29 protein-coding genes are annotated in these 26266 nt (G+C 59.4%); 7 read left to right on the forward strand and 22 right to left on the reverse strand.

The genetic code is table 11. The annotated features are described in order from the left end of the window. Nucleotides 1–145 precede the first annotated feature (145 nt). Nucleotides 146–1195 carry a POTRA domain-containing protein gene (locus tag BHMPCIPO_RS19205; RefSeq protein ID WP_173518439.1) on the reverse strand — a complete coding sequence of 350 codons (1050 nt, stop codon included), beginning with the start codon at nt 1193–1195 and terminating at the stop codon, nt 146–148. A 403-nt stretch (nt 1196–1598) separates the two neighbouring features. On the opposite strand from BHMPCIPO_RS19205, the gene BHMPCIPO_RS19210 reads away from it, so the two are divergent. Then, complete coding sequence (locus BHMPCIPO_RS19210; RefSeq protein WP_210266674.1) at nt 1599–1826, forward strand: CopG family transcriptional regulator; 228 nt, start codon at nt 1599–1601, stop codon at nt 1824–1826. Continuing rightward, on the forward strand, nt 1823–2266 hold the full coding sequence (locus tag BHMPCIPO_RS19215; protein ID WP_173518441.1) for a TA system VapC family ribonuclease toxin: 444 nt from the start codon (nt 1823–1825) through the stop codon (nt 2264–2266). The genes BHMPCIPO_RS19210 and BHMPCIPO_RS19215 overlap by 4 nt, the downstream gene beginning before the upstream one ends. Before the next feature lie 70 nt (nt 2267–2336). On the opposite strand, the gene BHMPCIPO_RS19220 is transcribed toward BHMPCIPO_RS19215, so the two are convergent. After that, nucleotides 2337–2813, reverse strand: coding sequence for an Lrp/AsnC family transcriptional regulator (locus tag BHMPCIPO_RS19220; protein WP_173518442.1), 477 nt, complete (start codon nt 2811–2813; stop codon nt 2337–2339). A 124-nt stretch (nt 2814–2937) separates the two neighbouring features. On the opposite strand from BHMPCIPO_RS19220, the gene alr reads away from it, so the two are divergent. The 3 genes from alr to BHMPCIPO_RS19235 are packed head-to-tail and all read left to right on the forward strand — an operon-like array spanning nt 2938 to nt 5763. Beyond that, entirely contained in the window at nt 2938–4071 is a 1134-nt protein-coding gene (gene alr / locus BHMPCIPO_RS19225; RefSeq protein WP_173518443.1) for an alanine racemase, read from the forward strand. 28 nt (nt 4072–4099) lie between these two features. Continuing rightward, nucleotides 4100–5350, forward strand: a complete 1251-nt coding sequence (locus BHMPCIPO_RS19230) for a D-amino acid dehydrogenase (RefSeq protein WP_173518444.1) — start codon at nt 4100–4102, stop codon at nt 5348–5350. 35 nt (nt 5351–5385) lie between these two features. Further along, nucleotides 5386–5763, forward strand: a complete 378-nt coding sequence (locus tag BHMPCIPO_RS19235) for a RidA family protein (protein ID WP_173518445.1) — start codon at nt 5386–5388, stop codon at nt 5761–5763. 96 nt (nt 5764–5859) lie between these two features. Here the strand turns inward: BHMPCIPO_RS19235 and BHMPCIPO_RS19240 are convergent, their stop codons facing one another. The 5 genes from BHMPCIPO_RS19240 to BHMPCIPO_RS19260 form a co-directional block, all read right to left on the reverse strand. Beyond that, nucleotides 5860–6555, reverse strand: a complete 696-nt coding sequence (locus BHMPCIPO_RS19240) for an alpha/beta fold hydrolase (protein WP_173518446.1) — start codon at nt 6553–6555, stop codon at nt 5860–5862. Nucleotides 6556–6805: 250 nt separating this feature from the next. After that, entirely contained in the window at nt 6806–7879 is a 1074-nt protein-coding gene (locus BHMPCIPO_RS19245) for a phosphatase PAP2 family protein (RefSeq protein WP_173518447.1), read from the reverse strand. A gap of 2 nt (nt 7880–7881) precedes the next feature. Next, nucleotides 7882–8946: a phosphatase PAP2 family protein gene (locus BHMPCIPO_RS19250; RefSeq protein WP_173518448.1), complete on the reverse strand. Its 1065-nt coding sequence runs from the start codon at nt 8944–8946 to the stop codon at nt 7882–7884. A gap of 166 nt (nt 8947–9112) precedes the next feature. Then, nucleotides 9113–9565: a DUF2721 domain-containing protein gene (locus BHMPCIPO_RS19255; protein ID WP_173518449.1), complete on the reverse strand. Its 453-nt coding sequence runs from the start codon at nt 9563–9565 to the stop codon at nt 9113–9115. Nucleotides 9566–9795: 230 nt separating this feature from the next. Further along, nucleotides 9796–10308, reverse strand: coding sequence for a hypothetical protein (locus tag BHMPCIPO_RS19260; protein WP_210266608.1), 513 nt, complete (start codon nt 10306–10308; stop codon nt 9796–9798). A gap of 333 nt (nt 10309–10641) precedes the next feature. Between BHMPCIPO_RS19260 and BHMPCIPO_RS19265 the strand changes: the two genes are divergently transcribed. Continuing rightward, complete coding sequence (locus BHMPCIPO_RS19265; protein WP_246304480.1) at nt 10642–11154, forward strand: tetratricopeptide repeat protein; 513 nt, start codon at nt 10642–10644, stop codon at nt 11152–11154. Nucleotides 11155–11341: 187 nt separating this feature from the next. Here the strand turns inward: BHMPCIPO_RS19265 and BHMPCIPO_RS19270 are convergent, their stop codons facing one another. From BHMPCIPO_RS19270 to BHMPCIPO_RS19335, 14 genes are all read right to left on the reverse strand, one after another. Continuing rightward, a complete protein-coding gene (locus BHMPCIPO_RS19270; protein ID WP_173518452.1) occupies nt 11342–11920 on the reverse strand; it encodes a hypothetical protein in 579 nt (192 codons plus the stop codon). 187 nt (nt 11921–12107) lie between these two features. Further along, nucleotides 12108–13412 carry a DUF8689 domain-containing protein gene (locus tag BHMPCIPO_RS19275; protein ID WP_173518453.1) on the reverse strand — a complete coding sequence of 435 codons (1305 nt, stop codon included), beginning with the start codon at nt 13410–13412 and terminating at the stop codon, nt 12108–12110. Between the two features lie 16 nt (nt 13413–13428). Further along, complete coding sequence (locus tag BHMPCIPO_RS19280; RefSeq protein ID WP_173518454.1) at nt 13429–14373, reverse strand: type II secretion system F family protein; 945 nt, start codon at nt 14371–14373, stop codon at nt 13429–13431. Between the two features lie 7 nt (nt 14374–14380). After that, nucleotides 14381–15334 (reverse strand): type II secretion system F family protein, encoded by a 954-nt coding sequence (locus BHMPCIPO_RS19285; protein ID WP_173518455.1) that lies wholly within the window; start codon nt 15332–15334, stop codon nt 14381–14383. After that, nucleotides 15331–16779: a TadA family conjugal transfer-associated ATPase gene (locus BHMPCIPO_RS19290; RefSeq protein WP_173518456.1), complete on the reverse strand. Its 1449-nt coding sequence runs from the start codon at nt 16777–16779 to the stop codon at nt 15331–15333. Before BHMPCIPO_RS19290 ends, BHMPCIPO_RS19285 begins: the two co-directional genes overlap by 4 nt. 19 nt (nt 16780–16798) lie before the next feature. Next, nucleotides 16799–17410 (reverse strand): L,D-transpeptidase, encoded by a 612-nt coding sequence (locus tag BHMPCIPO_RS19295; RefSeq protein WP_173518457.1) that lies wholly within the window; start codon nt 17408–17410, stop codon nt 16799–16801. Beyond that, nucleotides 17407–18549 carry a pilus assembly protein gene (locus tag BHMPCIPO_RS19300; protein WP_173518458.1) on the reverse strand — a complete coding sequence of 381 codons (1143 nt, stop codon included), beginning with the start codon at nt 18547–18549 and terminating at the stop codon, nt 17407–17409. Before BHMPCIPO_RS19300 ends, BHMPCIPO_RS19295 begins: the two co-directional genes overlap by 4 nt. Nucleotides 18550–18577: 28 nt before the next feature. Then, on the reverse strand, nt 18578–19201 hold the full coding sequence (locus BHMPCIPO_RS19305; protein ID WP_173518459.1) for a TadE/TadG family type IV pilus assembly protein: 624 nt from the start codon (nt 19199–19201) through the stop codon (nt 18578–18580). Then, nucleotides 19195–19671: a TadE/TadG family type IV pilus assembly protein gene (locus tag BHMPCIPO_RS19310; RefSeq protein ID WP_376741710.1), complete on the reverse strand. Its 477-nt coding sequence runs from the start codon at nt 19669–19671 to the stop codon at nt 19195–19197. Before BHMPCIPO_RS19310 ends, BHMPCIPO_RS19305 begins: the two co-directional genes overlap by 7 nt. After that, on the reverse strand, nt 19671–21281 hold the full coding sequence (locus BHMPCIPO_RS19315; RefSeq protein ID WP_173518461.1) for a TadE/TadG family type IV pilus assembly protein: 1611 nt from the start codon (nt 21279–21281) through the stop codon (nt 19671–19673). The genes BHMPCIPO_RS19310 and BHMPCIPO_RS19315 overlap by 1 nt, the downstream gene beginning before the upstream one ends. A gap of 101 nt (nt 21282–21382) precedes the next feature. Then, a complete protein-coding gene (locus BHMPCIPO_RS19320; protein WP_173518462.1) occupies nt 21383–21712 on the reverse strand; it encodes a pilus assembly protein in 330 nt (109 codons plus the stop codon). Continuing rightward, complete coding sequence (locus BHMPCIPO_RS19325; RefSeq protein ID WP_173520098.1) at nt 21693–23177, reverse strand: type II and III secretion system protein family protein; 1485 nt, start codon at nt 23175–23177, stop codon at nt 21693–21695. Before BHMPCIPO_RS19325 ends, BHMPCIPO_RS19320 begins: the two co-directional genes overlap by 20 nt. A gap of 64 nt (nt 23178–23241) precedes the next feature. Further along, the gene (cpaB, locus tag BHMPCIPO_RS19330; RefSeq protein ID WP_173518463.1) at nt 23242–24243 is read right to left on the reverse strand and encodes a Flp pilus assembly protein CpaB; all 1002 of its coding nucleotides are present in this window, start codon (nt 24241–24243) and stop codon (nt 23242–23244) included. 104 nt (nt 24244–24347) lie between these two features. Next, the gene (locus tag BHMPCIPO_RS19335) at nt 24348–24542 is read right to left on the reverse strand and encodes a Flp family type IVb pilin (RefSeq protein WP_173518464.1); all 195 of its coding nucleotides are present in this window, start codon (nt 24540–24542) and stop codon (nt 24348–24350) included. Nucleotides 24543–24864: 322 nt separating this feature from the next. Between BHMPCIPO_RS19335 and BHMPCIPO_RS19340 the strand changes: the two genes are divergently transcribed. After that, nucleotides 24865–25386 (forward strand): prepilin peptidase, encoded by a 522-nt coding sequence (locus BHMPCIPO_RS19340; protein WP_173518465.1) that lies wholly within the window; start codon nt 24865–24867, stop codon nt 25384–25386. Between the two features lie 45 nt (nt 25387–25431). On the opposite strand, the gene BHMPCIPO_RS19345 is transcribed toward BHMPCIPO_RS19340, so the two are convergent. Then, nucleotides 25432–26256: a ferritin-like domain-containing protein gene (locus tag BHMPCIPO_RS19345; RefSeq protein ID WP_173518466.1), complete on the reverse strand. Its 825-nt coding sequence runs from the start codon at nt 26254–26256 to the stop codon at nt 25432–25434. Nucleotides 26257–26266 lie beyond the last annotated feature (10 nt).

The raw sequence follows: 26266 nt of genomic DNA on the forward strand, positions 1-26266 counted from the left end.
TCATCCGCAAGGTTCAAAGCATGACCCCGCCGGTAACCATTCGCACGTGATGGCACGGCTTTTCGCGAAGCGCGGCGCCCCACGTCGAATTCTTCGCTGATGTTTTGCGTGAATGGGATGGTCACGCCGAGCGCGACGAAAGCCGTCAGACGGAGGCGGCCAAGAGCAGCAATCGCTGAGCGCCGAAAAAGAGCGACGTTCCGAGCACAACCATCGTCATGGCATCGAGCCACCAGGGCCAACGCGACCGCAATGGTGGCATGGTGGCAAGCGACATCTGGCGGATCACGAGCACCGCGATGGCGGACAACATGGCAATCAGGCCATATCGATAGCCATTGCCGGTATCGACGATGCCGAGTTGTTTCTCCTCGACCTCCGCCTTGAGCTGGACCTCGCCTTTGCCGTCGACCTGGTCGGAGACGACGACGCGAACGTTTCGTACCAAGGGGTGGGTGGCCAGCGCCTGGCGAAAACGATCGAGAGCCGACGGATCATAGGCATCTCCCTGCTTGAACGGCTGCAGTCGCGCCAATTCCTCCGCCTTCAGGCTGATGAGCCCATTGTAGGTAACCGTACCGAAATTCGCCGTAACGCCGGGATTGATGACCACGCGAACCTTTGCAAGCGCCGTGCCTGGCATTCGCGACAGATCACGCCCGGTCACGGTCGCGTGTGGATACGAGGCGCTCCGAACGCGCCAGAGCACCTCGTCTTCCAAGTTCGCCAGAGCTTCGCCGCTGACAGGTTTGCCGGCGGCGACGGCCATCTGCCGCGTGATGTCGTCGCGAGACGCTTGAGGGAGACCGCCAAGGCCGTCAACTTCAACCAGACCCACGCGATAAAGCGCTTCAGGTCGGGGCGTAAACACGATTTCCGCCGGCGTGGCACTTTCGGCATAGTCCGGAACGTCGATATGCGCGTCGAGATACCCCATCCCGCGCATCATTTCTTCCAGGCGACGCCGCTGAGCTTCGACAACAGACTTTGCTGATACTCCAGTTTCGGCGCCAGCGTGCGAACGTTTCAGCTCTGTCGCATTCAGGGCCGCACGCAAGGTACTGTCGAGAACGGCATCCGAGGTCGGCTCAAGCATGATGATCGGAACGTCTGCGGCAAAGCCTGTTCCGATAAGACAGGACAATATCGCAGCGGATGCCATTGTCAGAACAACAGCGGTCAGGACCTTGCGCATGGTGCCTCTCGCGTTACGACGCACGACCAAGGAACCGCGTCCTTGCGGTTCGCGAACGCATAGAAATGATGACGCCGCTATCGCTCTTCGGAATCGTTATTGCTTCCCCCAAGAAACCGCGGCAGCGACGATAATATTGCCCACAGGCCCCACCCTTCGCGGCTACCACCGACAGAGCCAACCCGGCCAATAAATTATCATGCCGTTATATAGTCGTCATGCAACTTTTACACGACGTCCATACCTCTGAACATCTGGCCTTCGTCTCCGGTCGAGGCAATCGACTTTTGCCGCTGCAAGGCAGCGAAAGTCGACTCCCCAGCCAGTTATCGCCTCGATACCTTGAGAAGGCCGGTCTCCTGCTCTATATGATGCGTGATGATTGATGCTGGATGAGATAGATATGAGGACGACGTTGGCAATCGACGACGATGTGCTAATCGCCGCGAAGGCGATAGCGGCTCAGCAGCACCGAAGCATCGGCGAGGTGATTTCTGAACTGGCGAGACGGTCTCTGCGCCGGCCGCGCAGTGGCGGTGAACGCAACGGTATCCCTCTCCTCTCACCCCTGCCGGACGCACCGCCAGTGACGCTCGAAATCGTTAATGCATTGCGTGACGAACTGCCGTGACTTTTCTACTCGACGTCAATGTTTTGATCGCCTTAATTGATCCGGGCCATGTAGCCCATGACGATGCGCACGAATGGTTTGCGGCGATTGGTCAATTCGCCTGGGCGACCTGCCCCATTACTGAAAATGGTGTCATCCGGATTGTCGGCAACCCCAAATATCCCAACTCTCCCGGTTCTCCGTCCCTCGTAATGGAGATCGTGGGAAAACTGCGGTCACTCCCCGGCCATAATTTTTGGCCCGACGTCGTGAGCCTTGTTGGGGCGGGTGATATCAATCCCAGAAAAATTCTGACTGCTGGCCAAGTCACTGATACCTACCTCCTTGCGCTGGCCAAAGCGCAGGGGGGCCAGTTGGCAACATTCGATCGCAAGCTGTCAACTGCGGCGGTCAATGGTGGCAATTCGACCTTGCACCTAATCACTTCAAAGAGGACGTGAATCACGGGTTCCCGTTGATACATTATCCGGTCATTCAGGGCACCGAGTGAGAACGCTTCGGCTTGCCTCTCTACTGTCGCAGCGAACGCTTGGTCCCGGTCCGGGTTGCGAGCACATTACGGATCGCAAAGCTCGAATGTATTCGTGAGACTCCAGGAAGAGCCGAAAGGATTTCCTTGTGAATACGTTCGAACTCGCCGGCATTGGCGACTTCGACGCGCAAAAGATAGTCCGATCCGCCGGTCATCAGGAAGCACTCCTTTATTTCGGGGTGCTTGCGTATCGCGGCCTCGAAACGGTCGAGATAGTCCTCGGTCTGACGATCGAGGGTGATGTTGATGATCACCGCAATGGTGGCTTCGACGTTGGATGTATCCACCAGCGCGGTGTAGCCCCGGATGACGCCGGCCTGCTCCATCAGCTTTATGCGCCTGAGACAAGCCGATGGCGACAAGCCAACTTCGGCGGCTAGGCTCGCATTGCTCCGTCGGGCATCGAGTCGAAGCAACCGAAGGATATTGCGGTCTATCGCGTCAAGTGCGGCCATGGCGGATCATTCCAATTTGCCTTCGTTTCTTTCAATGATCATGGTTTTGCGCAACATTCAATCACTGATTCCTCGGAAATTTCACGATCGTTTCACTAGTCTCCCCCCAACGTGGGGAGCTGGGATGGACGGGACGATACAGGCAAAAAGACAGGTTGGGCCAACCGCCACGGGCGGCGCATCGGGCTACCTGACAATCGATCTTGCGGCCCTTGCTCGCAACTATGAACGGCTGGCGGCCGAGTTAGCGCCTGCACGCGCAGCGGCGGTGGTCAAGGCGGACGCCTACGGCCTCGGCGCCGACCGGGTCACCGCCAGGCTTTACGAGCATGGTTGCCGCCACTTCTTCGTCGCGCAGTTCGTCGAAGCCCTGCGTCTGCAGCCAACGCTTGCCCCCGATGCCGAGGTCTATGTGTTGAATGGCCTCCAGCCCGGCAATGAGACTGCCTGTGCTGAGCACGGCATCGTGCCCGTCATCAATTCAATGGAGCAGTTGCAGCGCTGGGGCGAGACGGCGAAGGCGCTCGAGCGCAAGCTGGCGGCGGCGCTGCAATTCGATACCGGCATGTCGCGTCTCGGTGTTCCTCCGGCAGAGCGCGCAGCCGTTGCCAGCATGCTGAAGGCGGGCACTAACATCGACGTCCAGTTAATCATGAGCCACCTCGCCTCCGCCGATGAGCCGGAGAGCGATCAGAACGGAAGACAGCTTGCCGAGATGAACCGCATCACGGCTGAGTTCCCCGAGTACGACCTGTGTTTCGCCAATTCGGGCGGCATCTTCCTCGGCAAGCCCTATCACGGGGTGCTTGCCCGCCCCGGCATCGCTCTCTACGGCGGCGCACCGACCGCCGACAGACCGAACCCGATGGAAGCAGTCGTGCGCCTCGACGTTGCGGTGGTACAGACGCGCACCGTGGCTGCCGGCGCGCGCGTCGGCTACAGCGGCACCCATATTGCCGCGGCAGAAACCCGCCTGGCCACCATTGCCGCCGGCTATGCCGACGGCCTGCCGCGAAGCCTGAGCGACCGGGGCGCGGTCTATTGTGACGGCATTCGCCTGCCGATCGTCGGCCGCGTGTCGATGGACTGCATCACCATCGACATCTCCGCCCTGCCGCAAGATCGCCTGCAACTCGGGGCCCTCGTGGAAGTGCTCGGCCCCAGTCAGGCGCTTGAAGACATTGCCCGCGACGCGGGCACCATCGCCTATGAAATCCTGACCGGCCTCGGCCAACGCTACGTGCGGCAATACCGCTGACTCCTTCTTCTTCTCCCATGAGGACATCATGAAAGTTATCGTTCTCGGCTCCGGCATCATCGGCGTGACGTCGGCCTACCAGCTTGCCAAGGCAGGACATGAGGTGACGGTCATCGACCGTCAGCCTGGCCCCGCCCTGGAGACGAGCTTCGCCAACGCCGGCGAAATCTCTTTCGGCTACTGCTCGCCCTGGGCTGCGCCCGGGATTCCGGTGAAGGCTATGAAGTGGCTGTTCATGGAGCATGCGCCACTGATCCTACGCCCGAAGGTCGACGCCGCGATGTTGTGCTGGATGGTGAAGATGCTCTCCAACTGCACCTCCAAGCGCTATGCGATCAACAAGAGCCGCATGTTGCGCCTGGCGGATTACAGCCGCATCGAGCTGGCCACACTACGCGCTGAAACCGGCATCGCCTATGACGAACGCATGCAGGGAACCCTGCAATTGTTCCGCACGCAGCAGCAGCTCGATGCCTCCGGCAAGGACGTCAAGGCGCTCGCCGCCGATGGCATTCCCTACGAAGTTCTCGACCGCGACGGCTGCATCCGCGTCGAGCCGGCGCTGAAGCATGTGCGTGACAAAATCGTCGGCGGCCTGCTGACGCCGAAAGACGAGACCGGCGACTGCTTCAAGTTCACAAACGCACTCGCGAAAAAGGCGGAAGAGCTCGGCGTTCGCTTCAACTATGGCAGCATCATCCGCAGCCTCGACGTCGAGGGTGGCCACGTACGTGGCGTCGTCACGGCGCACGGCACGCTGCAGGCCGAGGCCGTCGTCGTGGCACTTGGCAGCTTCTCGCCGCTCCTCGTCAGACCGCACGGTATCCGTCTGCCGGTCTATCCAGTCAAAGGCTATTCGCTGACGATCCCGATCACCGACGCCTCGCGCGCGCCGGAATCAACTGTCATGGACGAGACCTTCAAGATCGCCATTACCCGGCTCGGAGATCGCATCCGCGTCGGCGGCATGGCCGAAATCTCCGGCTACACCAACGATCTCGGCGAGCCCCGCCGCCTCACGCTCCAACATTCCGTCACCGACCTCTTCCCGGGCGGCGACGTGTCGAAGGCCAGCTTTTGGTCGGGCCTTCGCCCGATGACGCCGGACGGTACGCCCGTCATCGGTGCGACGAAGGTCGCGGGTCTCTATCTCAACACCGGTCACGGTACGCTCGGCTGGACGATGAGCTCCGGTTCGGCCCGGGTGATCGCCGATCTCGTCAGTGGTCGCAAGCCCGAGATCGACGCAACCGATCTCGCAATCGCCCGCTACGCTTAAGCGGCGCCGTTCAACCACTTTCGAGGAACCAGATCATGATCCAGGAAATCCACACGAACAACGCTCCGGGCGCCGTCGGCCCCTTCTCGCAGGCGATCAAGGTTGGCAACCTGCTGTTCGTTTCCGGCCAACTGCCGATCGATCCGGCGACAGGAGAATTCAACTCCGACGACGCGATCGCGCAGGCCGAACAATGCCTCAGGAACCTTGCAGCAATTGCGGCCGCCGCTGGCACGAGCCTCGCCAACACCGCCAAGACGACGGTCCTTCTGACCGATCTCCGCCATTTCGCCGAAATCAACAAGGTCTACGCCGGCTTCTTCTCCAAGCCGTACCCCGCACGGGCCTGCTACGAAGTCAGCGCGCTTCCTAAGGGTGCAAAGGTCGAGATCGAGGCGGTCATCGCGCTTTAAGCATCTCGAGCAAAAGAGGCAGTCAAACAAATAGGCGGCCAACACCGTCCAACCTCTCCGAGCAGTGCGCGAGCGATGCCGCGCCACCAGCGATCATCATCCGTAGCGCCGTTGACCGAGCCATTCACGGATGGAGGCGCCGAGCCGCTGCGGCGCCTCCATGGGGACCATGTGCGCTGTATTCTCGATAATTTCGAAACTTGAACCGACGATGCCTTGGTGAAGCTCGAGCGCCTCGGTTCGTGACCTCAATCGGTCCTGCTCTCCCGCGATGACGAGACTTGGACACCGGATCGCCTTCAGATTATCCCGTTCGTCTCGTCGATCGATGAGCGATTGTCTGCGAAAGACGTCGCCGCCCAATCGCTGCCCTGCGGCTAGGATGCGCGCAATGATGTCCGTGCGTTCTGCATTAGCGGGATGCAGTGACGACGCCACGGCCGCCCTGCTCAGCCCCCTGAAGACGGCACCGCCTGACTGTCCAGCGATTGCGGCCTTCCGCTGAAGCTCAACGTTGCTATCGCCGCGTGCGGAGGTGGCGATAAGGACGAGGGCGGTGACCCGATCGCCAGCCTGCCGGACGATTTCGCGAGCGACGTATCCTCCCATAGAAAAGCCCACGAGCACGAACTCCGACGGTGCTTCCGAGAGAGCCCGGCGGGCCATCGCCGCTATCGAGCCGTCCTGCGAAAGATCGGCACACGTCGCCGGGCCATATGCGGCCAACGCGGGGACCACGTCGCGCCAGAGATCGGCATCGAGCATGAAACCCGGAACCAGAAGCATTGCCATGTTTCGCCACCTCGTCGTGCACGTCGACGATATCGGAAGAAGGAAGGCAAGTCGTCAAGCCACGCACTGCCACCGGAGCGCGAAGACGGGAATGTCTTTATCATTCGGGCCGAAGCGCCATGCTTGAACAGCGGAGATGTCGCGCGCTGGAGACGAATGGATAAACAAACTCCATATGGATGTCTGCAAGGCTCAACTTCGAGCGACTCAACTCCAGTTCATCAAGCCTGTTGTAATCCTTCTCAAACCCTCACGACAGTGGAGGTTTCGCAGCCCGGGCCAGCGGTTCGGGCGCAGCTAATGCGACTTGCGGTATCAGCGTTCTGGATTGGAATCGCGAGGCAATCCCGAACCAGATCATTAGTGTTGCCGCATAGGAGACGTAGGCATCCACGGCATAGTGCCAGCCCAGATGTATCGACCCCAAAAATATTAGAACAAAATGGACCTTGAGCGCCCATTGTATGACGGAGTGAAAGCCTCTTGAGGCCAGGACCATCAAGAGCGCCGTGGCGTTGTGAAGGCTAGGCATGGCAGAAATACCCATCTCGGTGCCTGAACCTGCGTACCCCAGCCAGAGCATGTCCTGGACATCAAGAGCAAATATCGGTGCGTTTTGGTCAGCAGCATTGAGATAGGACATCAGATCGGCATACGGATTTTCCCCAAGCCCGAGGTTGCCGAAAAAACACGGACCGGCGGATGCGAACGCGGTCGCCAGGACGCTACCGAGAAAGATCCACAGCAACACAAAAGTGACGAGAAACTGAGTGCGTTGAGGTCGCCCGCTGAATGCAAGGGCCATCCAAAAGGTCCACATCACCATGAACCAGATACTGTAGTTCATGCTGAGCAGGAACGTCACCGGCCAATAGCCCAGAATCGGCTGAAGCCACTGCCAGGGGAGCCAACCAAAGTGAAGTGTTCGATCAAGATCGCTCAGCGCCTCGTCCCAGGAGAACGCAGGCAAGCGAGCTTTCCACGGCCAGAATACGCTTATAAGAATCACGTGTGCGAGGGCGACAGGAAGATAGGACGTAGCCGTTGCGAATGATACGCCGCGGATGTCGCGGATGGTCGCGGTAATCGGCCGGTCCACGCGATTGACCAGAACATGGTAGGCCCCCCTCACGCCTGCAGCGAATAGGGCAGTTATCGAGACCAGGCCCATCAAGGAAGCGAAGAAATACCCGATCCAGGTGCTAGGCGCCATTTCAAGAACGACGAATGCTAGAAGTAAATAAGCAATCGACAAAAATACGACCGCAGCATCTCGGCGTGCACCTGCAATCAACGCGCTGACAAATGCCTGAGGACTAAACATAGTCAGATCCCTCTGACTTCAGCCGGCTCGAGCCGTCGGGACAGAGACCAGTCAGTCAAATATGCAGACGCTTTCCAAAACAGGAGCGCTATGACGCCCCCAATGATCCCGTCGGTCGCGTAGTGCCAGCCGAGCTGGATCGAGCCGATGTAGATCGTGACGGCATAGGCCAAACCAATCTTGCGACACACGCCACCTCGCTGCCAGGCCACACATGCGATGATCACAGCAACCGCGACGTGAAGGCTGGGCATTGCTGAAATACCGGAGATCGCTCCGGTATCGCGCATGTAGGACTCCCAAAGAATATCTTGCGCGATCAGCGCCCACACCATCCCGGTTTCGGCGTCGACGTTCCTGAGCAGCGCCATCAAGGGCGCGTATGTGTCGTCACCGTAAAGAAGTTCCACAAAGCAAGGCCCGGACGACGATAGCAGGAGTGCCAAGATGTTACCGCCTACGAACCAGGTCAGCAGGGTCGTCAAGATGTACCGCAACCGCAACTCATGATTACCGATCCACGGAACCACGATCATCGATAAGGTAAAAATTACCATCCAAAGATTGTAGACAAAATTCAAGGCAATAAGAGCATATGCATTCCCGAACACCGTGCTGGTCAGGACATACGGATCCACGCCACCGAACAACGCCCGATCCAGCCGGATCAGGCCCTCATCCCACGAGAATGGAACGATTGCCGGAATCGTCGACTTGATGGTGCTAAACACAACGATCATCGCGAAAAAGATAGCAGTTGAATGCGTTGCGTGCGCCAGCCTGTCGTTCCCGAGCAAAACTTTTTCCATGTGCGCTTTCAGCGCCGCCGTTGGGTGCTCTTCCCTTCTTGCGATCATTTTGAGCACTGTCCACAGCATGTAAAGCGAAGCCATGCCTGTAATCGCCGAAAAGGACCAGTCCGCGTAGAGCGATGCTGTTTGATAGTGCGGCTCAACACCAAGATACCAGACCAGGCTCGCCATAGCCGCAGCGTGTGCCAATAGGATCACATAGGCCAGCCGATAGTCAGCGGCAGTCCTGCTGAACGAGGAAAGAAGCATCGTCATTGAGCACAACCGTTACGGATTCTCCCCACCACCATTCAATCGCAATTTCTAATTTAGTCAATCGCCGATTGCTGTAATAGAGGCTCAGAACCTTCCAACGACGCTTCGGCGAGCGGAAGCCCTGGCGCCGCAGAGCGCTCTCCATGTCTAGACGATCTTGCGAACTTCAGTCGCACTCGAGTCTCGACTGATCCATCCGCATTTGCCGCAGCATGTTTCGCCCGGCGATGAGCATTTCAAACAGGAATGCCATAAGCGAACCAATGAGCGAGACGATCGCACAGCCAAAGAACCAGAACAGATTTTCTTCGCGGAACCCGAATTCTAGGGCACCTGCAAGCAGGTTAAGGATTGCACAGCCGGTGCAGATCGCGGCCAAGGTTCCCAAGGCGACCGCGATCTCAAGAGCAAGCGTTCGCCGGCGCAGGTAGTCAAGTTGTATGCGCCGTGCTTCACCCTCCCCGTCTTTCTCCCCCACCTCGTTAACCCGATCCGAGACCCTGCCGAGACGAGTCGCATAGACACTGACAAATCCGGCCGTGCCGGCAAGAAGAAAAACCGGCGCCAGAGACGTCTGGATGATCGAGGCAAAACCGTTGATGATTGATGGTGAGTCCATGTGTGCTCTTAATAGGTCTTGCGTAAATATCCCGACTGAAGTCGCGGGAGAGACTTAATCAACCTACAGCAGCTATAAAAATAGACAATTTTCCGGCCGGCAGATCAGATGACGCACCGAAGCCCCTTGCCGAGAACCGCCTGCTTGATTGGGCCAAGCAAGATCCTCAATGCAGAATGGGAAGTCCGCGAACTCTCTTTAAAGAAGGACCATCCTGGAGGTTCGCCACTTCACTTGGCGTAATGACGAGCGAAGCGAATGCTCTTGATGATCGCCACATGAGTACTGACGCATGCCAGCAATATCAGGACGAATAGGGCGAGCGCCGCAGATGGACCATCGACAAGCGACCAAACCACCGGCGGAAGTTGAGCAAACGAAATACTGGCGAGGCCCGCGCTGTTTTGTGAGATCTGGTGCAGCGCGAATCCCGAGGTTATGAGCGCAACGTGCGCATGAACGAAGCGCAGCCGCAGGTATCGTTCTGGCCGAACCGCCAGATAACCGCCAGCCGCGGCGGCGACAAACAGCACCACGGTCGCGCCCCAGAAGACTATATCGGAAGCAGTCACGAGCGCGAGTATGAGCATGCGCGTCATTGGCAGCATAGCTGTGTACACAGCCCACGCGAATGGGCTGGACGGAGTGCTGCATAGTAGCGCGACACTGAGAAGGGAGACGGCGGCCGCCATGTAGGCTCCGCAGGGCCCAAGGCGAATGACGGTCAAAACTAAGGCGCGCATGATCTATTCCTTCAGCCCCGGCCCCATCTGGGCGTATCAGACGACAATATAAGATGATGCTTAATCGAGGCTTACGCGATTCGCCGACCGAATCGGAACATCGTGCTGCTCGACGGGCCCTTCCTCGCCGGTGTCTCTCAGTTCCACCGCTTGAATATCTTGGCGGCAAGGCGGATTTTCGGGGGGCCGATGCCGCCAGCCGGCTGGCATGTGTCTCTTTATTGCGACTCCCAAATTCAATTCTATCTTTATTAGTTATTTTTCTGGAAGATTTCCGGTGAGCTCATTTCTAGGCGAGGTTAGGATGCCCGCAATTGGGGGAATGTAATGGAAATGTCTCGGAGCCAAATAGGCCGCGTTACGCTGCTCGCAGGGGTGCTGTTGCTGGCAGGGTGCCAAACGGATGCACTCGACGATGTCGCCGCCTACGGCGATAGCGCGAAAACTCTCAACGATGATTCGGCGGTTGCCTTCTACAAGGACGACGAGCTGGTGACTACGGGCAAGCTCCAGTTCCAGGAGAAGAACTACGGAAAGTCCTACGCGATCTACAAGCGGGCGGTCGAGGTCTTTCCGCGAGACCCTGCCGCATGGCTGGGCTTTGCGGCCTCGTCCGACATGATCGGCCGGTTTGATACTTCCGATCGCGCCTATGCGCAGCTGTCCAAGATGATCGGCGGCACAGCCGTCTACTATAACAATATCGGCTATTCCCATCTGCTGCGCGGTGACCTGCCCGGGGCTCGAACCTACTTCCTGAAAGCATATGAGATCGACCCATCGAATGAGACGACGGCGAGGAATCTCGAATTGATGAAGAACAGCGTCAAATACGCACAGCGGTAACTGGCTGTCGCCACTTGCTCAGACCCGTCAGTGCCCGCCTGGGAGCGAGCGCACTTACGTGAGATTCTACTGAGAACGTGCTGGCAATTCTTCTGCGTGTGAAGGTTGTCGAGCGTCGAGACAACCATTACTTCTCGATGGCTCACCGAATTAGTTACAAGTGAGACCCCGCATTAAGGGGCGCAAGCTAGCGCACCTTTCTTAGAACGAGCTTGCCATCCGCCGAGACCGTTCGCTCGTAGCGCGGCAAGTTGGCGATGGAGCCGCCCTGGGGATCGGCTGCGGCTAGGACATCGTCAACAGCGGATTGCGGAGCGGAAACCGAATAGGATGACGGTGATAGGCGCTGGGGCACTTCTTTCCCGGGCGCGCTGATGATCATGCTTCCGCCGGATGCGAACATGCTCGGGGTCACACGGCTATCGAGGTCGGCGACATCCTTCTGCAACTCTTCAACGGATTTGCGAACGGCCGCCATATCATCGGCCTTGGCCCCACTGGCGATGTTCACGGCTTGTCTGCTAATTTGCTGCTTCAGGCCGTCGATCGAGCGTTTGAGAGCAGAAAGGGTTTCTCGGCTTTCGCGCACGTCCGCGGCATTCTTTGCGGTATAAAGCAAGATGCCGGCGTTGAGCGGCAGCAACATCAGGCCCAGTGCGATGATCGGCATGCTTCTAGAACGGCTTGGCTCCTTCGCACCGTGCTCCCTGCGCCGCAACTCGGCGTCAGGCTCGATTTCGACATCGACATTCGAAATATGCGTCATCGATTTTCTCCGTCAGCAATCTGGGCCGCGGCCCTGACTTTACCTATCCCCTAGACCGCACGTGGTGGCGCTGGACCGCACTCGCTTTAGATGCCTTGCACATTTCCGCCGATGGCCGGCCTGCACGAATATTTCACACATTCCTTAAAAAGGCGGCGCCCTGCCGATAGCGACTCAGTCTCCCGCCTCAATCCAAAGTGAACACCCCTCCCCAAGCCCGTTCAAGCATCTCCAGCGACGCGACCTTGGGCAGGTCGTTAAACTCGCAATAGGAGGAGATAAAATCTAGGAGGTATTTAGGATGGTAACAGGACGCCAGCGTATCCCCTCGGTAATTCCGTTCATAGAAAACGTGCAAATCATCGCGCGCCAAATCTACCGCGACCGCGCGGGCATAGGACTCGAAGATGCGAATATATTCATCCCGCGATGGGTTATTCACATATATCTTATATTTGAGGCGTCGCAGGCCGGCTTCGTCGGAAAGCTCCCGGGGTGGAATGTTGGTCGAAAAGACGACGAGCTCGTCGAAGGGAACCTTGAACTTCTTGCCGGTATGCAATGTCAGAAAGTCGTAGCCACGCTCGAGCGGCACGATCCAGCGGTTGATGAGCGCTTGCGGCCGGTCCTGCTGACGCCCGAAATCATCGATGATGAAGACCCCACCCGAGGCCTTCAGGTGCACCGGCGCTTCGTAGACGTTGGATCCCGGGTTGTGGGTCAGGTCAAGCAACTCGAGCGTGAGTTCGCCACCGGTCTTGATGACCGGCCGCCGGCATTCCACCCACCGCTGATCGGCCTTCGGATGCGGTCTGACCGTCGGCTCCCGCACGGCCTGATGCGTCGCCTCGTCATAGAAACTGATGACGTAGCCACCGACCTCGATAGCGTAGGGCACCCAGATCGTCTGGATGAAAAGCTCGGAGGTCCGCTCCGCAATGCTAGTCTTGCCGTTGCCCGGCGGACCGTAGAAAAGGATGGAACGGCCCGAATTGACCGCCGGTCCCAGCTTCTCGACCAATGTCGGCGACAACACCAACCCGTCCAGGCTTCGGACAAGCCGCTCGGAAGTGACACGTTCGTGATGGATCGACTGTACGCCGATCTGGCGGCAGAAGGCGTCGAGGGACACGGGAGCCGGACCGACATACTCCGACTGCCGCTGGGCCGCCTGCGCATATTCCAAGCCCTTTGCCGAAAGGGCATAGCGGATGTCGGACTTGACGTCGTCCCCTGCCAATCCCCGCGCTTCGAGATAGGACAGCTTCACCAATTCCTTGATGAGAAGGTTCGTCAGCACCTTCGAAAGCTTCATTCGGTCGGAAAGATGCGAAGCGGTAACCGTGTCCTGCTCGGTTGCGCATTTCGCGGCAAGCCGCAACAGGAAGGACAGTTCCAGTCCGGTCTCTTCGATGCTCAACGGCACCACCGGCATTCGTGGATCGAGCGCGAGTGCAAAGTCGTCACGATCCTGGCTGGGCGAATATTGCATGGAGTCTCACTCCTACCTATCCACCGGCGCGGAGCCCGGAGAGAAGGTTGATGACGCGAATGACGATGGGGACGAGTACGATGATGAGACTGACGGGAAAGAGGAAGGCGCCGAGCGGTAACAGCATCTTGATCGGCAGGGCATTGGCCTTCTCTTCTGCCCGCACGATCCTGAGGTCACGCATTTCCTTGCTGTAGACACGCAACGCCTGGGTAACGCTCGTTCCAAGCTCCTCCGATTGGCGGAAGAGCACGGCGAGCGCGCGCGCCTCGTCAATCCGCAAACGCGTCGCGAGATTCGCCAGAGCTTCGCGCAAGCGTCGGCCGCCGCGGACCTCCAGCATCATGATTGAAAGGTGCAGACCAAAATCCTGCCGCTTCTGGACGAACTCCCGCGCGACGCGGTTCGCTGCCGCCTCCAGGCTCATGCCTGCGTCCAGACAGACGATCAACATGTCCATGAAGTCGGGGAACATCCGCCGGTATTCCCGCTCCTTGGCGTCACCGCGCCGGTCGATGTAGATGTTCACCAGCACGAAGGCGGCGCCGGTCGCGATCATCGCGATCAGCAGAATTGCCGGCCTGGACATCTGTGGGAGGAAGCGGTCTAAGGACCAGGCCGCAGCGACCATGACCGCGCCGCAAACAACCGCGCGCACGACCTGAAACACGGTGACGGCGTTTGCGCCGAAATATCCGGCTCGGATCAGCCGGTTCTGGGTGGAGTTGGCATTCTGATCCCGCCGCGTGATTTCGAAGTAGCGGCGGATCAGTCGGTTCTCCGCCTCGCCGAGATCAACAAGCGTACCGTCGCCGAGTTGAAGATCGTCGGCGCTTGGCTTTGCGGTCGTCTCCGACAACCGGACACCAACCTCGCGTCTGCGAAACATCAGCTCCGACGTAACGGCGGAAAAAATCAGAACCGCGAAAAAGACGACGATGTAAATTCCGTACTCGCCCATGGCGACCTCAGTATTCGAAATTGACCATCTTGTAGAGAATGATATTGCCGACTGCCATGATCGAGATGAGCACGATGACAATGGTCGCGCCGTGACCGCTCGCCCAGACCGTGTCGAAGTAAGTCGGCGAAAGCGCTTTGATCATCGCGTAGAGAAGAAACGGATAGACCGACATGAAAATCGCGGTGATACGCCCTTCCGACGAAATCGCTTTGACCTTGGCTTTCAGCATCGTGCGATCACGCAGGGTCTTCGAGAGATTTTGAAGGATTTCGACCAGGTTCCCCCCCGTGCCCGCCTGCACGCTCAACGCAATTGCCAGCAGGTTCAGGTCTTCCGCCCCGACACGGTGACTGAGATTGACGAGGGCATCGTCCAAGGTGGTGCCATAAGTCAACTCATCCGAGAGAAGACCAAATTCCGTTCCGACCGGATCGGGCATTTCACGCGCGACAAGAGAAATTGCGGCCGGTAGCGGATGTCCTGCAGAAAGGCTGCGATTGGCAACGTCGAGCGCCTCCGGAAGCTTGAGGATAAACTTGCGAATCCGGTTGGCCCGAATGCGCCAGACGGCGATGATGGGGACGAGCAGGCAGGTGAGCACGAAGACGGGAATCCGGACCAGGATGCTCGGAATGAGGAATTGAGCGGCCAACCAGACCAATACCGCGCCGACGATTCCGTAGAGCGCAAAACGCCGCGCGTCGAACTTGATACCAGACTGAGCATAGAATTGCCGGGCACGCTGAATCAGCGGCGTGGATCGCCAATCTTCGTCGGCGCCGCGCTCCTTCAGCATCGCGCGGTAGGTTTTGAGGCGGTCCTCGCTCGCATCGAGCAGGCTTAGCCGATGATTGACGGCGCGTTGCCGCTCGGACTTCCGGAAGTAGCTGCGCAGCAGCGCCTCGACGGAAACCAGTGCAGCGACGAAGACCGCAGCGTAGAGGAGCAGCAAGGTCATGGTTCAATCGCCCCCGTTTGCAATGGTTTCCCCGGATCGAAGATCGCCGCGGGGATCACGATCCCAAGCTCCGCGAACTCCTCGACGAAGCGGGGTCGAAGACCGGTCGCCCGAAATTCGCCGTGGATGCGGCCGTTATCGTCGGTAGCCGTTCGCCTGAACCGCATGATTTCCTGCATCTGCACGACTTCGCCCTCCATGCCGGTGATCTCGGAAATCGACACCACTTTGCGGCTGCCGTCGCTCAGGCGCTGGACCTGAACAATGATGGTGATCGCCGAGGCGATCTGCGAGCGGATGCTGAGCTGTGACATGGGCATGCCCGCCATGCCGACCATCTGCTCCAGTCGGCCGACTGCGTCGCGCGGTGTGTTGGCGTGAATGGTCGTCATCGAGCCTTCGTGGCCCGTGTTCATCGCCTGCAGCATGTCGAAGGCCTCTTCGCCGCGCACTTCGCCGACGATGATGCGATCGGGCCGCATGCGCAGGGCATTCTTGAGGAGCTCACGCTGACGCACTTCGTTACGGCCATCGAGCGTCGGCGGTCTCGTCTCCAGCCGTCCGACATGCGGTTGCTGCAGCTGCAGTTCGGCCGCGTCTTCGATGGTGATCAGGCGCTCCTTGGCCGAGATCTGTGACGACAAGGCGTTGAGCAGAGTCGTCTTGCCCGAGCCGGTGCCGCCGGAGACGACCATCGACACCCGGCCCTTGACGGCAGCGCTCAACAGAATGCGCATCGCGTTCGCCATGGCGCCATTCTCGACCAGGCGCTCCAGCGTCAGCGGCTTGCGCGTGAACTTGCGGATCGAGACGAGCGGCCCGTCGACCGAGATCGGCCTGATGGCGACGTTGACGCGTGATCCGTCCTTCAACCGCGCATCGACCAGCGGCGTCGATTCATCGACACGTCGCCCAACCGCGGAGACGATCTTGTTGATCACCCGCAGCAGGTGATCTTCGTCCTTGAAACGCACCGCCGTGCTTTCGAGCTTGCCACGCCTTTCGACATAAACGCTGTTGTAACCGTTGATCAGGATATCGGCGATCGAGTCATCGGCAAGCAGCGGCTCGATCGGTCCCAGCCCGAGCATCTCGTCGGTGATATCGCGGATCAGGTCGTTGATTTCCTTGGCATTAAGCGGGAAATTGTTGCGCCGGATGTAGTCCTTGACGAGTGGCCTGATCTCGGTGGCGATTTCCTCATCGTCCATCGTGTCGAGAATGCCGAGGTTGATACGATCGAGAAGATGCCGGTGCAGATTGACCCGCTCCGCAACCATGTCGAGCCCGAGCGATTCCTCCAGGCTGGCGCTTGCCGCGGCGCCGGCAGCCGCGGGATCGGGCACGACGGCAGCTTCGGCAACCGGCATCTCAGAGGGTTCAGCGGCTTCCTTCAGCTCCCCATCCCGCTGCTTGTAGAAACGTCCAATGAACCCGGTTGCCATTGCTTCCTACCTTCTTCAACTATTTGACGATCACCGTTGCTCCGACCGTCACCCGCTCGTAGAGATCGATGATGTCGGCATTGCTCATGCGGAAACAGCCTGAGGACGCGAACTGCCCGACGGTGGACTGCTCGTTCGTTCCGTGAATGCGATAAAGCGTGTCGGCGCTCCCCCGGTAGAGATAGATGCCGCGGGCGCCCAATGGGTTGAACGGACCAGGAGGCACGAGCGCCGGCAGTTCCGGTGCGCGCGCCTTCATCTCGGCCGGCGGCCGCCAATCGGGCCATTCGGCTTTTCGCCCCACCTTCACCACGCCGCTCCAACGGAAGCCGTCGCGGCCGACGCCGATCCGGTAGCGGATCGCGCGATTGGCTGAAATGACCAGATCGAGCGTCCGCTCCTGACTCCCGACCACGATCGTGCCAGTAGGATATTTGTTCTCGATCGTTACGATCGTGCTCGTTTTCGGACCGAGACTGCGCGGCACCGTCCCGCCTGCCGATGCTCCGGTCGCAGCCGCCGTAAGCGCCAGCGCACTCACGAGCAATACCGCCCGCGTCGACCGGTCGCGACCGAAGCCGGCGCTGCTTGGCTCCACCGATCCGCTGCTGTCGTGGAGGAGTTCCCTCATCTGACGAGAGCTCCGAGCTTGCCGACGGCACCGCAGAAGGGCGAGCGCGAATTGACCTCGTTGGGAAGAACGCCGCGGTTCACTGCCTCGCTCAGCGTGTCCCAGTCATAGGGGATGATCTGCGCATGCGTGTCCTTGAACACCTTGTCCACCTGCTCGCGACGCACCCCGAGGCTGAAGAGCCTGGTATGATACTTGTTGATGACCACCTGGATCGAGTCGGCACTGCCGCGCTGCCGCACGAGGTCGACGAACAGATCCTTGGCCTGATGAAGCGCCGGGATCGTCATTTCGGTGACAATGGAAACGCTGTTGACCGAGGCCAGCACATCGCTCTTCCAGGGCGTTTCGTAGTAGGGCACATCGATCACCAGATGATCGCTCTCGAAGGCTGCAACATCCAGCATGCGCAGCACCAGCTCGGTCCCTTTCGCCTCCAACAGCACCGATGGCTGCTTGAACGACAGCAGTGTGAACCCTCCGGCGTGGCGCTTGCGCACGAGATCGATGAATTCGAGATCGACACGCGCCGGATTGGCGATGACGGCCTTCAAATCGTAGTCGTTGAGAAGGTTGAGGTAGTAGCCGAGCGATCCGGACGAGAAATCCAGATCGAACAGACCGACACGCGGCGTGACGCCTTTCGTTGGCTGCGCCAACAGATGGGCAAGCGACGAGGAGATGACGCTCGCCCCGGCACCGCCCACCGCAGCAACGACGGCATGAACGCGGCTCTCATTTCCGCCGACGCCTGGCGCATGAGTCGAGATCATCTCGATCAGAGCACGGCGCTCGAGCGGCTTCTTCAGCCAGTCGTCGCCGTTCAGCCGAAACAGCGGCCGCATCAATTCATCCGACAGAAGCTCGGAAACGATCACCATCGGAATGTTGCGATGGCTGGCACGAAAGGCAAAAATCTCCGGGCGGCAGAGCATGTCGCCATTGTCGACGTCGAGCACGATCAGGTTGAACTGCGTCGGATCTATTCTTCCTGCCTCGCCAAGCGCGCTCAGCGCCATGTGGCGCGCTTCGTAACGCGACAACGACCCGAACGTATCGAGCATGAGACTCGCCGCGGCCGCATCGTCGGAAAGAACGAGGATCTTGGTAGTCGTTGCAAAGTTCATATGTGCGGTCATCTCGCACCCCCACGCAATATTGAAGGGCTCAGCAGCTTGAACATGTCTCGAGGTCTTCCGTCGTCAGTGTCACCGGATGAGCGGGTACTTCGATCTGATCCAATCCCAGCAGAGCGCCAAGAAGCGGCAGGTCGAACGTGACATCGCGCACTTCCAGGCGCATGGTCAGCACCGGCCCGTTCGGCCGCCCCCAGTAACCGAGCCCCGAACGCTGATAGGTCACCACGAGGTTTGCCGGCTGGATGCGCCAGTTGAGATCGCAGATGCCCGGATTCGGGTCTCCCGCCACCCCGCAGACGCCGTCGCTTCCCATGACAATCCGGGTCAACGTGTCGCTGCAATTGGCAAGGTTCGGGCCGCAAGTGGATGATATCGTCGCGTCGTTCGGGGTCGCGTCACCGTTGTCCAGCGGATTGACTGCATCGGTCGGGAAAACATCGGCGAAGTCACTGGTCAGAGGATCGGAGACTGCGGCCAGTCGGGCGCCAAGTTGCAGCGCCTTGACCGTCTGGTTCCATTGCGACATGGCGTAGCCAAACTCGACGAAGGCCGCGAACACCAAAAGGACGAGCGGCAGCGTTATCAACCCTTCGGTGAGCGTCACGCCGCGCTGGTCCTGCCAGAAGGAAACGGGTGATCGAAGGCTTACCATCCGATGTACCTCTCTTCGTGAGAGGAACTGATGGTGATCGCATCGATACCAAGCCACGAAAAGATTGGCGAACTCCGATAGAGATGCGAGGTCTGCACCGTGATTGTGCCATTCGCATCGACGGGAACGATAGTGATATCGGTCAGGTTGTCGCCCCAGCCGGGAACACGCAAGGCGGCGCCTGAAGCCTGCGTTCCGTAAAACGCGATCCGCTTCGCCGTTTCCTCCGTACAGGTGGGGTCATAGCTTCCCGTACCTGCCGGCCGGCAACGCGCCATGTAGCGACCGGCATCTCGCAGGCCAGCATCGATCTGCATCCGCTGCCAGAAAATGTTGCCGAACTCGAGGATGCCGGCGGCAAACAGGGTGACGAAGGGCACTGCGACCAACGCTTCGGTCAGCACTGCTCCGTCCTCCCCCGACCGGAAGTGATGGAACGGGCCGCGGACAAGATTTCGCAGCGCGATGATCATCTGACCAACTCCGCTTCCTCGCGCAGGAACTCGTCGAGCGTGCCTCGGCCCCCCCTGCCGGTGATGTCGATCATCTCAAGCGAAAGATAGCGCTCGCTGCTTGCCTTGATCGCCGGCTTCGTCAGAAACATGCGCGCGAAGGCAACCGCCTGCGTGGCCTTATGGCCGTTCAGATGGCCGACCGACGCCTCGTAGCCGCAGTTGACGATCGCGGAAAAGATCTCGCGGCGATCGCCCTCCTCCACCGTGGGATATGAGCCGGCATAGCATCCCTTGCCGGTCGTGGGCGTGCCGACTTCGCCGTTGGGCGAGGCGTCACTGATCCGCGAAGGGTTGGCAAGTTCGTGACGATAGACGTCGTAGGCGGAGGGTTGGCTGGGCGCGGAGGCGCCGTTGCCCGGATAACTCGAAGGGACGTCCGTGACAGACGGCCTGCTTATCCCGGGGTGTGCGACGTTCCAGTAGCTTACGTAGTCCCAGTTGTTACTGCCGCTGATCTTGCCGCCACCCATCGCGGTCATGGCCGCGCCGTAACCCAGTGGGACCGCCTTAGCGGGATCCCCCACCTGGGTTCCGTCACTACTCATGACTGGGGTATAGGCGCTGCAGCTTTTGTTGCCACCGCCCTTGCCGGAAATCTCTTGCGCAGAACGAACGTTTCTAGCCGGCCGGTAATTCGGATCGGTTGGGCTCCCGATCGACCCGTAAAAGCCAAACCGCGTGTTGACACCGTCTTCGACCGGACCCGCCTTTGCGCCTGTTTCGGTATCAAGGTTGTCCTGGGTGTAGCAGGTGCCCGGATTGCCTGTAGCGAGCGCCTCCGCCAACACGTTTGCACCATTGCCCAGGGGTGTCCTGAGAAAACCGAAATTGCCCGGCCCGGGATTGGACGAAGACGTACTGTGAAGCTCAATCTGCACGCCATAGAGGTCACCGGCCGCAAACCTGTCGTGCAATTCCTCCGCCGCCTGTTCGCTTACGGTCGCACTGGTGTTGCCGGCAGGCTCGTAAGGGTTGCAGATGAAAATCGGCGTCACGTCGCACGCGCTGACCCTATAGGCTGCCACCGCGTCAGCGGACACATTAATGGTATCGCGATTGAGGCCAACAGGCAGCGGGAAGATGGTCTGCATCGCCTGGTCCTTGGCCCTTACCCATGCATAGCCGGCCTCGTTCGGGTCTGTGGTTATCATCGCCGCAGTAATCGGGTCGTCATCGTCCCCCGCGAAAGTTCCATCGCCGGGAATGCCCTTTAGGAATTGGACCGTTACCGTACTGGCTGCTTCGTTCCCTGCATCGTAGGAGACGGTGATGTACGACCCCATCGACATCCCGGTGCCGCCGTCACCGAAGGCTGCGGTGTTGGCAAGCTTTTCGATCGCCGCCTCGGCGCGCGTAATCGCATCGTCGCGGCCGTCGAGCTCGCGCGCTCCTGTCAGCGCCATGGCATCGACTGCATTCTGAAGGTCGGTATGAAGATTGGCGCTGCGGCCGACATCAATCACGAAAAGAGAGACACCAAGCAGCAGCGGCATGGCAATAAGCGTCAACGCGATGACGTAGCCTCGATGATCATTCCAGAAGCGTTTGATACCCCTGTTCAACATTGGCATGCCCCTCTGATCGCGGCGGCTTACCGTCGTGACGCGTTGTTTCTATTGCATTCCTTTCAGGGGCCCTCGCCGCCTACCTGCTGCCAAGATCACGTTCACTTTCCAGCGCTGCTATTTCCGTTCGCCCCCATGGGCGGTGTCGCGGTCGGCAGGATCACCGCAGTCGGCATCGCTGCACTAGCGCTCGGGCCGGAGCCGTTATAGCTCCGCATGACCTTGTTGATCGTCTTGCCGTCCGTGGCGATGTGCGTGTTCTGCGCCACTCGCGGGAAGGGATCCTGGGTGTGGATCCCTTTATTGGCTTCAACGGCATTGCCGAGCCCAAAGGTGATCGTGTCCCTGTGGTTCAAATAGTCGGCGCAGCCGGAAATGAGGCTCGTTGCGGCAAGAGCCAAGAATACGCGCTTACTTCTTCGCAACTGCAAGTGCGCCTCCCGTATCGAGGTCAAGCCTGTGGCCATAGGGCCCGGTGATGCCTTCGCCATTGCGGAAGCGACGGAGCATGTCCTTGTCCACCTCCATGACGCCGAGCGCGAAAAGCTCGACATCATTGGATGAACGCGTCTGGTCCAGCGGGCTATAGAGCGCCTCACCGGGCGCCGCCGGCCGCACGATGTGCGGCGTCACGACAATGACAAGATCGGATTCGCGCTTCAGGAAGCTGGTCGAGCGGAAGAGAGCACCGATCACCGGAAGCTTCCCCAACCCGGGCAGTTGCTGGATATCTTTGGAATTGACCGACTGCAGCAAGCCGGCCATAGCGAAGCTCTGACCATCGCGCAGCGCCACAGTTGTCTTTGCCGCGCGCGAGATGAAGCCGGGGTTGCCGTTGACGTTGATCGAGGTATCGAGCTCGGAGACCTCTGGCTCGACTCTCAAGCTTATAAGCCCACCGTCAAGGACGACGGGTGTAAACGTCAACCGGACGCCGAAAGGACGATAGTCGGTCTGTGTCGCTACCGTCGCGCCGTTGGCCACCGTCGTCTGGATCGGCACTTCACCACCAGCATGGAAGCTGGCGGTTTCGCCGCTCATGGCAATCAGGTTCGGCTGGGCGAGCCGGCGCACGAGTCCCTTCTGCTCCAGCGCGTTGATGACGACGTCGATCTGCCCCCCGGAGATTTCGAGGACTTTGGCGATTAGCTGACCGAAGGGTTGCATTCCGGTTGCCGCACCGGCCGCGTCTTCCAGAGTACGAACCAGTGAGCCATCCTTGACGCTGATGCCCTGGCTGGTCGTCGCCTTGCCGATGCCGTTCCTGCCCTGGCCTGACCAACCGATACCGAGGTCACGTCCGGTTTGACGGGAGGCCTCTATCACCCGAACTTCCAGCATAACCTGCTGCGAGTCGTTGACGCGCAGCTGGTTAAGAACGGGCTCATCCGAATAAGACTGGGCAATTTCGAGCACTCGCTGCAACTCGGTAGCGTCGCGCACCATGCCCGTCAGGCGGATACGATCATTGGAATTGATCACCCGGACCTGTGACCCCGGCGAGGCGGAGCGGATCGCCGATGCTACCTCGCTGAAATCGCTGGCAACACGAATGTCGATGACACCGAGAAGCTTCTTGTCGTCACCATAGACAGAGATGTTAGTCGCCCCGGTCTTCTTGCCGCGGATAAAAAGCGACTTGTCGGAGAGTGGCACCACATCGATGAGTTCCGCGCTGCCAATCACGAGGTCTCCAAAAGCCTTGCCCGTCGCGATCGTTATCGTGTCGTTCGGCGGCAGCACGACCTGCTGAACCGACCCGCCGAGATTGATGAACTTCTCCTGCGCGTCCGCCGGCCCGACCAGGCCAGGTCCCCAAAGAGCGCAGGCCGAAAAAATCGCGACCGACGCCACCAGGGCTCTGCGCCTTGCAGCGCGTCTTATGCTTCCCCTCATTCCTGCCAAAGCCCCTCTCCTCGAAGCCGGCCCTGCTCCGAAACGGAACAGGTTAAATCCCATATCACTGGATCTGCCCCACCCGGTATTCTTCCCGTTTGATCGCGCTCCAGACGCCGACCGTCGCCCACTTCGGCTCCGCCGGCAAGACCGGCGCGACATCCCGCTCGATAATTTGCACCTGTTTTTCACGTACAGGTGCATTCATCTTGCTTTCGACCGAGTTCAGCCGACCACCGAGGTCGTCGCCGACCTTGCGAACCATGCGCTCGATCGACTCGAATCGCCCATCGTCAGAACCTTGTACGAGTTCGGTGGCTACGGGGCCACCCCCCAAATCTGCGATGGTCACCGGTCGGGTCTGTTCGACAGAGGCCGAAGCGATATTCCTAAGGGCGAGCGAGAGTGTCCCGATATGGGCGCCGAGCGTCAGCCGCTGCGCCTCGTCGGTCGTCACCTCGAAGGTGACGGTCTTCACGACCGAGGGTTCGTCCTTGCGTTCGTCGGCCGTCTGGTCGACGGCGAGCACCTTCACCCCCTGCAAAAGGACGTCCACAGATGTCTGCTCGTTGCCGCTCTTCGGATTGCGGATAACACGGGTCAGGAGTACGTCGACGCGATCCGAAGGACGCACGAAGCCGGCGACGCCGAGCACATCGTTGACGCGGATGGAAACGGCCTTCATCCCTTGGTCGAGAGCGGCCGAGAGGGTGGCGCGTTCACCTGCGCCGGTAATCTTCGAGGCCAACACGGGCTCGCCTGGATCGATTGCCTCCATGGCATAACGCGCTTCTTCCTTGTCTCCAAGAACCGCTTGGATCGCGTCAAAGGAGCCCTCCGGTCTCTCATCTGACGGCCAGGGAATGGTCTTCAAGTTGTCTGCCCGGACCCGGTCGCCAAAGCGCATGGGCTTCGCCGCAACGACGAGCGTTTTTTCCGTTTGTTTTACGCCACCACTCGCCGCAAGGCGGGCGCGCTCACCAGCAAGATAGGTGCGGGTAGCATAGACCGCCGCGAAAGCAAGGAAGAGGGCAACTACAAGGCTGATGATCGTTGAAGAGCGCATCGCCAATGCTCGCAAAGTTGAAAAGTACAACTATCCTGAAATTCTAATTTAGGGGGAGAGGAGTTAACAAACTCCCCTCCTCCTCGATAATTATGTTAAGTAGCTCAAGCTGGAGGAGACAGGCTCGTGGTCCACCAGTTGCCCCAGGCTTCCCAGGCGTTACTAAGATTCGAGCCGGCTGCAGTTACTGCGGTAATCACTCCGCCGACCAGCAGCGCGAGCAGAATAAGGTATTCAGTCAGCGCTACGCCGTCTTCTTCCCGCGAGAAAGCGCGGACTTTTGTCAAAAATGCTTTCATCGAGAATTACCTCCAACGCAATATTACTCTTGCGTGGCCGCCAACTTCCCCGGCCCTCGCACGTCATTGAGACCACCTCTCTGACTGACATTATTAATAATCCCTTAATTATTATATCGTCAACTTCTAATGCGAAGCAGTATGGAGCATTCCTGCCTTATGGTTAAAATCAGAACCCCTGGTTTTTTAGGGTTAATACCGGCGTGACGCACCAAAGTGTGAACTCACGTAATATTTCTTGAGATCTTCTGACGCCACGAATGTTGCGAAGTCTTTGGAAGAACTGCACAAAGGACCATCTGTCGTGCGAACCGGGTAAAACATGATGGAAACGATCAACATAATTACTTTGGTAGCAGCCCTACTCCTTCTCTATGCCGCTTGGAGCGACTTCCAGCGCTGGCGCATTCCAAACGGCGTAGTGCTCGCGCTCGTCGCCGTCTATGCACTCGCCGCCACGGCCAGGCTCATGACAACGCAGGACATCGGCGCCGTACTCTTCTCGCTCGACGGCATAGGTGGTGATGTCGGTGCGGGTCTGCTGCTCTTTGCGCTTGGTGTCACGCTTTGGGCTTTCCGGCTATTTGGCGCCGGCGACGCCAAGCTTTTCCTGCCGATCGGCCTCTTCGTCGGCTGGCACGGCATGCTCCCCTTCGCTCTTTTCTTGCTGCTTGGCGGCATCGTGACCATGCTGGCCCTGAGGTTGCCCATGCCATTGGCGTTCGCGCACTATGCGGTCGTCATGCGCCTCGAGGAGATCCGCGCAAGCCGCAAGATCCCCTACGGCGTCATCATGGTCTTCGCCACGCTCATCACGATGGCACTCAGGCACCGCCAGGCTTAGACACGCATGCCCGTCATCGCCTTTCGGGGGTAATTCGATCTGGTATCATCGCAACGCAAGATCACGGTTGCGGCGGCAACCCCGCAGGAACAGAAGACACCGCACCAGTTGGGAGGCAGCGTCCTGGGCGAAGACAAGGATATTTTCGTCCTTTTCGCGCGCCATGAGATCGAGATAACAGTCGAGCACGATGCCGCAAAGGACGGCTGGACGCTCGAACGCTGCCGGAGAAAACCCGTCGATATTGGGCCTGCAGACCACGCCAAGCTCGTAGCATCTCGCGAGACGCCCTCTCGCGTCATGCGCGAAGCGGGATAGTTCCCCCGAGTCCGCAATATCTCCCAGGCCCAGTAACTGTCGATGAAGACGCCGTTCGAGATCTTCAAGCGTCAGGCCGCCAGCCGGCGAAGCAGCCTGGCGCGCACGATGAAAGGCCAACCGCCGTTCGCGCCGCAAGGTTGCGATGTGGCCCAATTCCTCCCGGGCCATCCTTTCGGCTGCCTGCCGGATCTCTGGCGAGGGAGCTCTCCCGGCAACGTAGCTCCAGAACTCGAAGGCGCGCTCTTCGTTTCTGACGGCGATCGAAAAAGCGCGGTAAGCGCTTAAGGCCTCAGCCGGGATCAAATCGGCACCTTCAGGGTCGAAGAGATCAGGCGGCGATGAAAACCCGGTCGTTCCGGCAGGTTCAATGCCGCTTGCCCTGGACCAGTTTGCGACCTCGGACAAGTGCGATCTTTCCTCAGCAATCAGCCGTTCGAAGACCGGGATCAGTTCAGGTCGTCCCTCGGCGCTCATCCTGTCTCGCAGCGCCTCATACCCTTTGATCGCCTCCTGCTCCATACGCGCGGCCGTTTGCATCAGGCCCTCCATGGTGTCCAGA

The organism is Ensifer sesbaniae (assembly GCF_013283665.1).
Classification (GTDB): domain Bacteria; phylum Pseudomonadota; class Alphaproteobacteria; order Rhizobiales; family Rhizobiaceae; genus Ensifer; species Ensifer sesbaniae.